This is a genomic window from Microbacterium sp. MTN4-26, from assembly GCF_042846595.1.
GTDB lineage: Bacteria > Actinomycetota > Actinomycetes > Actinomycetales > Microbacteriaceae > Microbacterium > Microbacterium luteum.
The window spans coordinates 137,136-149,464 of the sequence record NZ_BTGO01000007.1 but is presented as its reverse complement, the minus strand read 5'-3'; the positions used below and the strand labels follow the sequence as shown (position 1 = coordinate 149,464).

11 protein-coding genes are annotated in these 12,329 nt (G+C 70.2%); 8 read left to right on the top strand and 3 right to left on the bottom strand.

Annotated elements, in window-relative coordinates; translation table 11 throughout:
- Positions 1-49 precede the first annotated feature (49 nt).
- Positions 50-427, bottom strand: coding sequence for a hypothetical protein (locus ACGG9C_RS07985; RefSeq protein WP_390178518.1), 378 nt, complete (start codon positions 425-427; stop codon positions 50-52).
- Here ACGG9C_RS07985 and ACGG9C_RS07980 point away from each other — a divergent pair.
- The 8 genes from ACGG9C_RS07980 to cofC all read left to right on the top strand — a co-directional run bounded on the left by ACGG9C_RS07980 (position 405) and on the right by cofC (position 10,321).
- Positions 405-722, top strand: coding sequence for a GntR family transcriptional regulator (locus ACGG9C_RS07980; protein WP_390178517.1), 318 nt, complete (start codon positions 405-407; stop codon positions 720-722). The two genes, ACGG9C_RS07985 and ACGG9C_RS07980, sit on opposite strands and share 23 nt — an antisense overlap.
- A 78-nt stretch (positions 723-800) precedes the next feature.
- A complete protein-coding gene (locus ACGG9C_RS07975) occupies positions 801-1,601 on the top strand; it encodes a class E sortase (RefSeq protein WP_194383925.1) in 801 nt (266 codons plus the stop codon).
- A 322-nt stretch (positions 1,602-1,923) separates the two neighbouring features.
- On the top strand, positions 1,924-2,304 hold the full coding sequence (locus tag ACGG9C_RS07970) for a hypothetical protein (protein WP_194383926.1): 381 nt from the start codon (positions 1,924-1,926) through the stop codon (positions 2,302-2,304).
- A gap of 607 nt (positions 2,305-2,911) precedes the next feature.
- Positions 2,912-4,321 (top strand): HNH endonuclease signature motif containing protein, encoded by a 1,410-nt coding sequence (locus ACGG9C_RS07965; protein WP_194383927.1) that lies wholly within the window; start codon positions 2,912-2,914, stop codon positions 4,319-4,321.
- 202 nt (positions 4,322-4,523) lie between these two features.
- Complete coding sequence (gene cofG, locus ACGG9C_RS07960) at positions 4,524-6,965, top strand: 7,8-didemethyl-8-hydroxy-5-deazariboflavin synthase CofG (protein ID WP_390178512.1); 2,442 nt, start codon at positions 4,524-4,526, stop codon at positions 6,963-6,965.
- Positions 6,962-8,488 (top strand): NAD(P)/FAD-dependent oxidoreductase, encoded by a 1,527-nt coding sequence (locus tag ACGG9C_RS07955; protein WP_194383929.1) that lies wholly within the window; start codon positions 6,962-6,964, stop codon positions 8,486-8,488. Before cofG ends, ACGG9C_RS07955 begins: the two co-directional genes overlap by 4 nt.
- On the top strand, positions 8,485-9,504 hold the full coding sequence (gene fgd, locus ACGG9C_RS07950) for a glucose-6-phosphate dehydrogenase (coenzyme-F420) (protein WP_194383930.1): 1,020 nt from the start codon (positions 8,485-8,487) through the stop codon (positions 9,502-9,504). The genes ACGG9C_RS07955 and fgd overlap by 4 nt, the downstream gene beginning before the upstream one ends.
- A gap of 91 nt (positions 9,505-9,595) precedes the next feature.
- A complete protein-coding gene (cofC, locus tag ACGG9C_RS07945; RefSeq protein WP_194383931.1) occupies positions 9,596-10,321 on the top strand; it encodes a 2-phospho-L-lactate guanylyltransferase in 726 nt (241 codons plus the stop codon).
- 255 nt (positions 10,322-10,576) lie between these two features.
- Here the strand turns inward: cofC and ACGG9C_RS07940 are convergent, their stop codons facing one another.
- Positions 10,577-11,320, bottom strand: a complete 744-nt coding sequence (locus ACGG9C_RS07940; RefSeq protein WP_194385603.1) for a sulfite exporter TauE/SafE family protein — start codon at positions 11,318-11,320, stop codon at positions 10,577-10,579.
- Positions 11,320-12,327, bottom strand: coding sequence for a 2-phospho-L-lactate transferase (gene cofD / locus ACGG9C_RS07935; RefSeq protein WP_390178511.1), 1,008 nt, complete (start codon positions 12,325-12,327; stop codon positions 11,320-11,322). Before cofD ends, ACGG9C_RS07940 begins: the two co-directional genes overlap by 1 nt.
- Positions 12,328-12,329: the final 2 nt, after the last annotated feature.

The following is a 12,329-nucleotide window of genomic DNA, read 5'->3' as shown; positions in this document are numbered from 1 at the left end:
TCGGCGGCGGGGTACGGTCGTCGTCCTCTTCTTCCCGCGCCGCCGCCGTCTACCCGAATCCGCAGACGAGAGATGCACCCATTGCACCCGCAAGGACGACGACTGCGGGTGCGATGACAGCGCCCTTCAGGGTGACTCGCCATCGGCCAACCCGGCCCTCCCGCCTCGCGATCATCGGCAGCGCGATCATGCCTATCAATCCAACGACGTAGGTGGTGAAGAAGAGAACAGACAACGCGATGTTGTCCGCAAGTCTCTGCCCGACCTGCTCGGCGAGGTTGGGTGTGGCCTCCAGGTCGCCGATGACGAGCAGGACCCCCTTCAGCGGCAGGAACGGTGCAGGAAGAAGAGCCGCCCACGGCCGCCGATTCCCATCCGCGAAGAGTGCACCAAGTGAGCCGAGCATAACGGGGAGCCCCGCGTTCACGAAGGCGGCTATCGTTCGGAACCAACTTGCCGCAGACCAACGCATTCCCTCCGTCCGCCAACTCGCCAACGACCTCGGAGTCGCCCCTGGGACCGTCGCGAAGGAATACCGCACCCTCGAGAAAGACGGCATCCTCGTCACCCGTATCGGCGCCGGGACCCGCGTTGCGACCACCGCGACCACCACGCCTCGCCCGGTCCTCGACGCCGCACACCATCTCAACACCGAAAGCGCCAACGCCAACCTCTCGCTCGACGACACCATCCGTCTCCTCCGCGCGATCTGGCACGACTGACGTTCGGAGCCGATCGGGTCAACGAGAGGCTGCTCTCCTGACGGGCAGGTGGCGGGGTTCGAGTGGCAGGATTGCCGCGTGGAAACCGAAACAGATCAGTCGGGCACCACCAGGCGTGGCCACCGCACGCCCAGCAGGCCGCGCCACCCCCGCCCCTCGTTTGCGGGCGTGCTCGGGGAGCTCCTGATCACGCTCGGCGTCGTCGCATTGCTCTACGTCGCCTGGCAGTTCTGGATCGGCGACATGATCTACGGTGCACAAGCCCGCAACGACGGAGAAGCACTCTCCGAACGATGGGTCCAGGAATACGTCACCCCAAACGCCGATCCGACGACATCACCCAGACCCGCAGCAGGCACACCAGCTCCCGTCGAGCCGCCACTGCTCGAGCAACCCGCCGACGCGGAGACGTTCGCAAACATACGAATCCCGCGATTCGGGGCCGACTACGTCTTCGAAGTCGCCGGCGGCACCTCCCGCGCCCGCACCCTCGACACCGTCCGCGTCGGACACTACCCCGGCTCAGAGATGCCGGGACAGGTCGGAAACTTCGCCCTCGCCGGCCACCGCACCACCTTCGGTGCCCCCTTCAACCGCCTCGCAGAGTTGCAGGTCGGCGACGCAATCGTCATCGAAGCGCCCAACGGCTGGTACACCTACCGGTTTCGGAACCACCAGTACGTGGTCCCCACCCAGGTCGACATCCTCCTCGATGTCCCCCAGAAACCGGACGTGCCCGCCGGCGGTCGGTACCTCACCATGACGAGCTGCAGCCCCATCGGCTCCCTCGCCGAACGCATCGTCGGATACAGCATCTTCGAGAGCTACACGCCTCGATCAGAAGGCGAACCCGCATCCCTCAGCCCACCCACCAGCTGAAGCACGGTGTCGGGCCGGGTCTCGCGCCTACGCTGGGCGGCGGGCGGCCGAGAGACACGGAGGTGTGGCCTCGCGGCCATGCTGCCGGAGCAATCACACCGATCTGCAAGAGGAACGACCCCGGGAGCGATGCATTGACCAACGACTCCGACCGGATCTCGCGACAACGCCGCGCGTTCTGGATCCTCGCGGCCCTCGGTGTCGGCGCCGCAGCTGCCGCGTGGTCTTGGTACGGCTTCGACAACAGTCAGTTACCCCCCTGAACGAGCAAGTCACATCCAGCAAGCGCATGACACTCGGGTCCGACGCGTAGAGTCCCCGAATGGACGACGCGCGGCCACGAGCGACCATCGCGGGCATCATGATGCTGAGCGTCGGAACCTGGCTCCTGCTCTTGAGCCTCGCCCTCGGGCTCCTGCCGCTCATCCTGGGCACAGAGAGATGTATCTCCTCCGGCTTACCGCCCGGAGAGGCCTCATGGAATGTCCGGACGGAGCTCACCTTCATCCCCTACGGCGCAACGTGCGTGTTCGAATCCCCAACGACCGGAGCGACCGTCCACACCGGGCCGAACCCGATCTGGACCGGTGCGATCGTCGCCGGTGCCGTCGGCGCTCTCTCCGGCGCAAGCGTCCTGGTGTCCACGACTCGATCGGCGACCCGCGTCGAGAGCCTCGACGAACTCGGCAGGTACTCAAGGTGACGGGCGCCCGAGAACCGATGAACCCCAGGACATCACGAATTCGGCGATGGGCGGTGGCCGTGTGGGTCGCTAGCCCCGTGTTCGTAGCCTTCGCCGTGTCTCCGGTACCGGGTTGGCCGCTGTTCCTCATTGCCGCGTGCTTCTGCTTCGGCATGGGCATCGCGCTCTGGCGCCTCTCCGACCCCGCATTCGCTTTCTCAAACCCACGCCAGTTCGAGGCGGATGTGAGGGATTCGCCAAGCACGCAGCGTGAGGACAACGAGTAGCCTCGCCGCCGACCTCCCGGCTCGAGAACTCGGCCCAGCAGGTTGCACGCGACCGCGCGGAGCCGAACTCACTCCGTGGACGCCAGGTGACCGCGAGTGGCTAGGCCGCAAGTACCAGCAGTCCCGCGATCGTGATGATGGTCCAGGACACCGCCCGATCGCACTGCCGCCCTCGTCAGATTGACACTCGCCGCTGGCTGCAGGTTGTCGGTCAAATGGCGCGTCTTCATCGGTTCGTACTTGTGTATGAATGAGTTGCCCCCATGCCCCACATTGCGTCGCATCAATGTCTGAGGTTGGTTCTACGCTTGGGGGTAGTCGGAGATCGAGCGGGGGTTGTGATGGCGATCGACCAGCAGGGTGGGGCGGACCGGGTTCGCACGCGTGAGCTGGTTGCGGAGATCGCGGCGTTCGATGCGGCGGAGGCGCGGATTCAGGCGGAGCGTGAGCGGTTGTATGCCGAGGCGTATGACCTCGCCCAGCAGCAGACGGCACGGTTGCGGGATGCCTCGACGCGGGAGCGGGAGATGCCGCTGCGGGCGATGGCGGCGGAGCTTGCTGTGGCGAAGCGGGTCAGTGACCGCACGATGCAGACCCGGTTGTTCGAAGCGCACCGCACGGTGACCCAGTTCCCGGCGGCGTGGGAGTCGTGGCGGGCGGGCCGGGTGTCCCGGGCACATGTGAAGGTGATCGTCGACACCGGTGCGGAGCTTGCCGATCCGGGGGCTCGGGAGAGTTACGAGCGGGACGTGCTCGACTACGCCGAAACCACCTCTGCGGCGAGGGTGCGGTCGTATGCGGAGCAGGTCGCGGAGAACCTCAACCCGAAGAGCATGCAGGAACGTCACGATGATGCCGTGCTCGATCGACGCATCTGGGTGGAGGACCTGCGGGATGGGATGTCGATGCTCGGCACGATCGGACCGTCCGTGGAGGTCCACGGGGTCTACGACCGGCTCACCCGGCAAGGGAAGACGATCAAAGCCGCCGACCGCGCCGCACGCCGCAACACCACCGAGCGCGCTGGCGCACGTTTCGGGGCGGACGAACCGGAAGATTCATGCGGCGCCGACGGAGACTACACGTCGGAGAGCTTGTGGTTCGATGAGCGGACGCTGGATCAGATCCGCACCGACCTGCTGCTGGACATGCTGCTCACCGCCTCCCCCTCCGTCGACCCGACCGGGGTCGAGGGCGGGTTGGGTGCGATCCGTGGGCACGTGCAGGTGACCGTCCCCGCCACCACACTCGCGGGAACCACCGCCGGTGGGGCGCAGCTGAACGGCAAGTGCGCGGTGGACCCGGAGACGGCGAAGATCCTCGCCGGCAACGCCCCCGGTTTCGACCGGGTCTTCCTCGACCCCATCACCGGAACCGTCCTCGCCGTCGACCGACGCTTCGCCACCCCCGCGCAGAAGCGGTACCTGGTCGCGCGGGACATCCGGTGCCGGTTCCCCGGATGCCGCAGACCCGCCACCGAATGCGACATCGACCACCGCGAAGACTGGGCCCTCGGCGGCAAAACAGACATCGACAACCTCGGCGCGTTCTGCGAAAGCCACCACACCCTGAAACAAGCCGCCGGATGGACCGTCGTCCAAATGCCCGGCGGAAGACTCCACTTCACCGCACCCTCCGGCCTGGAATACGACGACGACCCACCACCACGGGTCATGTTCATGCCCGACCCACCCGGCACGCCCGGAGATGCCGACCCGCCCCCGGCAGAAGCATCCGCCGCGCCCTTCTGAGCAACTCATCGTCGCGCCCGCCGCATCCCACCGCGTCGAGGGTGCCGCGCGCCGACCTGGCTCGTGTCGGCCTGGCTCGTGTCGACGCGGCGCGTCTCGAAGATGGCGTGTGTCACGATGGCGCGCGTCGACGCAGCCCACTGTCGACCGATCCGCAACAGTCGATCGAGCCGGCACAGACGCTCGGTGCGAGACTGGAGAGGTGACCCTGCTCGAACCCTCCCGGACCACCGGGGCCGCGAGTGCGCCAGCGGTGCGGAGCGCGATCGCCCGCGCCGAAGCCGAGGTCGACCTCACCGTCGACGAGGTCGTCACGCTACTCACCGCCGGCGACGACCTCGACGCCGTGCTGACAGCAGCCGGAACCATGCGCGATGCCGGCCTCGAAAGCGCCGGCCGCCCCGGCGTGATCACCTACTCGCGCAAGGTGTTCGTGCCGCTCACGACCCTCTGTCGCGACCGATGCCACTACTGCATCTTCGTCGACACCCCCGGCCAGCTCCTGAAGAAGCGCAAGCCCGTGTTCATGAGCGACGAACAGGTGCTCTCGGTCGTGCGCCAGGGCGCGGCACTCGGATGCAAGGAAGCCCTGCTCACCCTCGGCGACCGCCCCGAAGAGCGCTGGCCGGAAGCACGCGCGTGGCTCGACGACCACGGCTTCGCCTCCACACTCGACTACGTCGCCCACATCGCCCGCCTCATCACCGCCGAGACCGGCATGCTCGCGCACCTGAACCCCGGTGTGATGACCGCCGACGAGCTCCGCACGCTCCGCCCCACCGCCCCCTCCATGGGCATGATGCTCGAAACCACCTCCCGCCGCCTCTACGAAGAGCCCGGGCAGGTGCACTACGGATCCCCCGATAAAGACCCCGACGTGCGACTGCGCGTGATCGAGGATGCCGGGCGCGCCCGCATCCCGTTCACCACCGGCATCCTCGTCGGCATCGGCGAAACCGTTCGCGATCGGGCGGAGTCGCTCATCGCCCTGCGCGACGCCCATGCCCGCCACGGTCACGTGCAGGAGGTGATCGTGCAGAACTTCCGCGCCAAGCCCCGCACCGCCATGCGGTCGGCGCCCGACGCCGACCTCCTCGAATACGTCGCCACCGTCGCCGCGGCCCGCCTCGTGCTGGGTCCCCGGATGCGGGTGCAGGTGCCGCCGAACCTCTCCGACACGACCGAGTTCGCCCTCCTCGTGCGCGCCGGCGCCGATGACTGGGGCGGGGTCTCCCCCCTCACCGCCGACCACGTCAACCCGGAGCGCCCCTGGCCGCACCTCGACGACCTCGCGACGGCCACCGAAGACCTCGGGTTCCACCTGCGCGAGCGTCTCACGGCGCATCCGGAATTCATCGCCGACCCCGACGAGTGGCTCGATCCCACGATGCACGCGTCCGTCGCTGCCGTCACCGACCCGGCGACGGGGCTCGCCGTGCCGGGTCCGCCGCGGCCGGGCGACTCATCTGGAGCGTCGAGTCCCCCCGATTCCGCCGAGACAACGCCCTCCCAGCGCGGCGAAGAGGTGGGTTCGGCAGGAAAGGCTGGAGTCGACGGCCCGCGCGCCGGAGACCTCGGCAGACTGATCTCACGCGCCGCCGCAGACGCCGGATCACTCGACGACGGCGAGTGGCAGGACCTGCTGCGGGCGACCGGCGCCGACCTCGACGCCCTCGCCGCTGCCGCAGACGACGTGCGTCGCTACACCGTCGGCGAAGCCGTGAGCCTGGTCGTCAACCGCAACCTGACCTCCAGCGGGTTCCGCACCGCACCGGATGCCGCCGACCCGGCGCAGTTCGACCTTGCCGACGTCGCCGCCATCGCCGACGACGCGTGGCAGCTCGGCGCGACCGAGCTGTGCGTGCAGGGGATGCTGCCCGCCGACGTCTCCCCGGACACCTACCTCGACATCGCACGAGCCGTGAAGGCCACGCGGCCCGACCTGCACCTGCACGCCTACCGCCCACAAGACGTGTGGGACCTCGCCGACCGCGCCGGCATCGGCCTCGCGGCCGCCCTAGCCGCGATGAAAGACGCCGGCGTCGACACCGTGCCGGGCACCGGCGTGAAGGTGCTGAGCGAACGCGTGCGCGCCGAGATCGCCCCAACCGACCTGGAGACCGATCGCTGGGTCGAGGGCATCACCGCCGCGCACCGTGCGGGATTCTCCTCGACGTCGGTGCTCTTCTACGGACACGTCGAGACCGCCGGCGAGCGCATCACCCACCTGCGCCGCCTGCGCGAGATCCAGTCCGCGACAGGCGGGTTCCGCGAGTTCGTCCCGATTCCCCTCCCCGGGCCGCGCGGCGGCGTGGCGCTCGTCGCCGGGCGCCCGGCGATCGACGAGCACCGAGCCATGGTCGCCGTCTCACGCCTCATGCTCTCCGGCTCGATCTCGCACATCCAGGCGCCCTGGCCCCGCGTCGGCCGCGAGGCCGCCGCCATCCTGCTGCAGTCGGGTGCCGACGATCTCGGCGGCACTCTGCTCGACGGACGCGTCAAGCCCGAAGCGGGCATCGAGCACGGCCAGGACCTGCCGGTTCCGGATGCCGCTGCCCTCGTCGCGCGGCTCTTCCGCCCCTTCCGCCAGCGCACCACCGACTACCGCGAACCGCCGGCGAATCGGAAGACCCGGATCCGATGACCGTGCGCGTCGAGATCGCGATCGTCGGTGCGGGCTTCGCCGGGATCGGCATGGCGCTGGCCCTGCTCCGCGACGGGCGGGAGTCGTTCGTGCTCCTCGAGCGCGGCGACAGCGTCGGCGGCACGTGGCGCGACAACACCTACCCGGGCGTCGCGTGCGACGTGCCCTCGCACCTGTACGGGTTCGCCGACCACCCGCATCCGGACTGGTCCCGCGTGTTCGCGCCGGGTGCCGAGATCCACCGCTACCTCGCCGACGTGGCCGACCGCGCCGGCGTGACCGACCGCACCCGTCTGCGGACGGGCATGACCGGCGCGCGGTGGGACCGCGACTCGTCGACCTGGCGCGTGAGCACGTCCGACGGCGACACCGTGATCGCCGATGCCCTCGCCATCGCGTGCGGCCGCCTGACGGAACCGCTCATCCCCGAGATCACCGGGCTCGAGACGTTCCCTGGGCCGCTGTTCCACTCCGCCCGCTGGGACCACTCCGTTCCCGTCGCGGGGCGCCGCATCGCCGTCGTCGGCACCGGAGCGAGCGCCGTGCAGCTCGTGCCGGAACTCGTGCGCCGCGGTGCGCACGTGACCCTGTTCCAGCGCACGCCGGCGTGGATCGTGCCCCGCGGCGAGCGCGCGTATTCCTCCGCCGAGCGTCGACGCTTCGCGCAGCATCCCGAAGCCCTCGCCGACCTTCGAGCGACGCTGTATGCCGAGGGCGAGGCGCGGTTCGCCTCACGCTCCGGCGATGCCGCGGCCGCCGACCTCGCGCGCGGCATAGCCCTCGACCACCTGAGCGCGCAGGTCGCCGACCCGGCGCTGCGCGACGCCCTCACCCCCGCCTACGCCTTCGGCTGCAAGCGCGTGCTGCTGTCGGATGCGTTCTATCCGGCGGTGGTCTCGGATGCGGTCACCCTCGTTCCGGCCGCGCTCGACGCCGTCGACGGCGATGTTCTCACCGCAGCCGACGGCTCCCGACACGAGGTGGATGCGCTGGTGCTCGCAACGGGGTTCGCCTCGGCGCAGCAGCCGTACGCCGACCTCGTGACCGGTGAAGACGGCACCCTCGCCGAACACTGGAGCAGCGGGATGACCTCGTACGCCTCGACCGTGGTCGCCGGGTTCCCCAATCTCTTCGTGCTCAACGGACCCAACGCCTCGCTCGGCCACAACTCCTCCGTGCTCATGCTCGAGGAACAGGCCGCGTACGCCGTGCGCACCCTCGCGCGCCGCGAACGCGTCGCCGGCGGCGTGCTGCGGGTGGACCCGGCCGCCGAAGCGGCCTACACGGCCGAGATCGACCGCGCCGCCGCATCCACCCCCTGGATCACCGGCGGCTGTCGCAACTGGTACGTCGACCCCCGGTCCGGGCGCCTGACGCTCTTGTGGCCCGGCACCGTCGAGGCCTTCCGCGACCGGCTCGCACGCGCCGACGGGTCCGAGTTCCTCGCCCCGGCACCCGCTGCGGCGACCACCGCATCCGCCCCCACGCTGCGCCCACGTCCCCTTCCAGGAGGAGCATCATGACCTTTCCGCTGCGCTTCGGCTACAAGGCATCGTCCGAGCAGTTCGGCCCGAGCGAACTCGTCGAGTTCGGCGTGCTGGCCGAGGAGATGGGCTTCGACTCCGTGTTCCTCTCCGACCACTTCCAGCCCTGGATGCACGACGGCGGCCACGCCCCCGCCGCCCTGCCATGGCTCGGGGCGCTCGGGGCCCGCACCGAACGGGTGCTCATCGGCACATCCGTTCTGACGCCGAGCTTCCGTTACCACCCCGCCGTTATCGCGCAGGCCTTCGCGACGCTGGGGGTGATGTTCCCGGACCGCGTCGTTCTCGGCGTCGGCACCGGCGAGGCGCTCAACGAGGTGACGCTCGGGCTGGAGTGGCCCGACGCGCCGGAGCGGTTCCAGCGCCTCAAGGAGGCGATCCTGATGATCCAGCAGCTCTGGGCCGACGAACGCGTCACGTACGACGGGACCTACTACTCCGTGAAGGACGCGACCATCTACGACCGGCCCGGCGCCGAGCATCCCGTGCCGATCTACATCGGCGCCGCCGGACCCGCCGCCACCCGCCTCGCCGGACGCATCGCGGACGGGTTCATCACCACCAGCGGCAAGAAGCGCGAGCTGTACACCGATACGCTGCTGCCCGCGCTGGCGGACGGCCTCGGCAAGGCCGGGCGCGCATCCGACGCGATCGACACCCTCATGGAGGTGAAGGTGTCGTATCACCCCGACCACGACACCGCCCTCGAGAAGACGCGGTTCTGGGCCCCGCTCGCGCTCACGCCCGAGGAGAAGCGCGACGTGCACGATCCGATCGAGATGCAGCGGCGTGCGGCCGAGCTGCCGATCGAGCGGGCGGCCTCGCGCTTCATCGTCTCGACCGACCCCGACGAGCACGTCGGGCGGATCTCGGAGTACATCGAACTCGGCTTCCGGCACCTCGTCTTCCATGACCCCGGCCACGACCAGGCCGAGTTCCTGCGCATGTACGGGGCGGAGATCCTCCCGCGCCTGCGCGCGAAGTACGCCTCGTGACCCGCGTCGTGGCTGCTTCGTCGTGGCGCGCGTGCGCGTGCGCGTGCACGAACTCAGGCTGGAGACACCCCGTTGGCCCGGATGAGGCGGAATGACCCCCGCACAGCCTGAGTTGGTGCACGGCGTCGGAGATGACCCGGCGGGTGGGGACGAGCCGGCGGGTGGGGGCGACCCGGTGGGAGGGGGCGACCCGGCGGGAGGGGACGAGCCGGCGGTTCAGCGGTGGCAGGTCGTCATTCCGGTGAAGCCCGCGCGACGGGGGAAATCACGACTCGCATCCGGGGCGTCGCGTGAGGGTCTGGCGCGTGCGATCGCGCTGGATACCATCGCCGCGGCGGCCTCGTCCCCGGTGGTCGCGCAGGTGTTCGTCGTGACCGACGACGCGGGGCTGCCGCTGGCCGCGGCCGACATCCCCGGACTTCGGTTCGTCGCCGAGGAGGAGGCTCGCGGCCTCGACGCGGCGATCGCACTCGGCATGGCGGCAGCGGGAACGGACGCACATCGCGCCGCGCTTCTCGGCGACCTTCCGGCGCTCCGGCCCGACGACCTCGCCGCGGCGCTCGAAGCCGCCACCGCTCATCCGCGGGCCGTGGTCGCCGATGCCGAAGGCACCGGCTCGACGCTGGTGACCGCGACGGCAGGGGAGGAATGGACGTCGGCCTTCGGCGACGGATCCTTCGCGCGTCACCTCGAGATGGGGTGCGCGGCGCTCGACATCCCACGCGACTCGACCGTCCGTCGAGACGTGGATACACCGGAGCAGCTGGAAACTGCCGCGACCCTCGGCGTCGGCCCGCGCACCGCCGCGCTGCTGTAGCTGCCGCACACCGCCGGCACGCCGACGCCGGTCCGTCCGCCACGCCGGCCCGGTCCGTCCGTCACGTCTGTCACCCCGCCCCCGCGTGCCGCAACTCAGGCTCAGCGCGCCGCAGGCAGCCTTCCCGGGCTCTTGCACACCTCCACAGCCTGAATTGGGGCACATTGGGGTGACGGAAACGGGCCTGGGGATGGCGGCACATCGGGTGACGGAGACGGGCCTGGGTCGGGGCCGGCAGCCCCGGCCGGAGGCGGGTCAGAACAGGAGGTAGACGGCGCCGACGATGGTGAAGACGATGACCAGACGCTCGAAGAGGCGCTGATCGAGGCGGTTCGCCCACCAGCGCCCGAGAAGAGCGCCGACCACGACGAGCGGAACGAGGATGGCGTCGAGCACCAGGCCCGCAGGTGTGATGATCCCGAGGCCGATGGAGAAGGGCAGCTTGGCGATGTTCACGAGGAAGAAGAACCACGCCGCAGTGCCGAGGAACTCCTTCACGGCGAAACGCGACGCGAGGAAGTACATCGACATCACCGGTCCCGCCGCGTTGGCCACCATCGTCGTGAAGCCGCCGAGCGTGCCGTAACCGGCCGCGGCGACCGGGTGCGGGCCGGCGCCGGCGACGACGGGCGCAAAACGGCGACGCAGCAGAGTGAAGGCGACCACGGCGAGCAGGATCACACCGATCACCCGGCTGACCCACTCGTCGTTCGCCACCGCGAGGAAGACGGCACCCAGCACGAGACCGACCAGCACGGCGGGCGCGAGCCGCACCAGCGCCCTCCAGTTCGCATCACGCCGGTAGGACACGATCGCGAACAGGTCGGCGACGATGAGGAGGACGAGCAGCGTTCCGGTCGATTCCCGAGCCGGCAGAACGGCGGCGAACACCGCCACCGACAGCGTGTTCACCCCGGGGATCGCCGTCTTGGACACCCCGACGACGAACGCCGACAGGCCGAGCAGCAGCCACGCCCACACGGCGAGGTCGGGAACGATCACACGCCGGCCAGGGCGAGCGCGGCGTCGACAATGTCAGCCGACCGCGCGGGGTCGGTCATCCACAGCGGCCGGGCGTGCGCGTCGAGTCCGAGCGCGCGGACGGCGTTGACGGCGGCAGCGTCCTCCTGTGCGACGAGCCAGGAATCCAGCACGCCGTCGCCGCTGCGCGCACCGTACAGTCCGGCGACGCCGACGGCCGAGGTCTCCACGCCGATCGCGGTCAGACACACGTCGGCCATGCCGCGCACGACCCGGCCGCCGATGATCGGCGAGACCCCGACGACCGGTGCGTCGGTGTGGCGCAGGGCCGAACGGATGCCGGGAACGGCCAGGATCGGTCCGATCGACACGACCGGGTTCGACGGGCCGACGAGCACGACGTCGGCGGCGGCGATCGCGTCGGCGACACCGGGCGCCGGCGCAGCCGCTTCGATGCCGGGATTGTCGAAGGCGAGCGGGCGCAGGCTGGCCCGGTGCCGGGTCCACCACTCCTGGAAGTGCATCGGCCGCGGCCCCGTCTCCGGTTCGTCGACGGTCACGATCGTGTCGACCTCGGCGTCGGTCATCGGCAGCAGGCGCGCGCCGAGATCCCACCGGGCCGCCATCAGCTCCAGCACTCGGGTCGGCGTCGCCCCGTCGCGCAGCCATCCCGTGCGCGCGAGGTGGGTGCCGAGGTCCAGGTCGCCCAGGGTGAACCACGGCCACCCGGCGCCCCACGCCTGCAGCTCGGCGTTCACGCGTTCGGAGTCGTCCTGACGACCCCAGCCGCGCTGGGTGTCGTTGACCCCGGCGAGCGCGTACGTGATCGAGTCGACGTCGGGTTGCAGGCGCACACCCGACAGCCACAGGTCGTCACCGGTGTTGACGACCACGGTGAGGTGATCGGCGGATGCGGCGACGCCGCGTCGCCGGAGCGCCTCCCGCGCGCCCAGGACGAACCTGGACCCGCCGACGCCGCCGGCGAGCACTACGATGCGCGGCGTGCCGCCGCCCCGAACCCCCACGC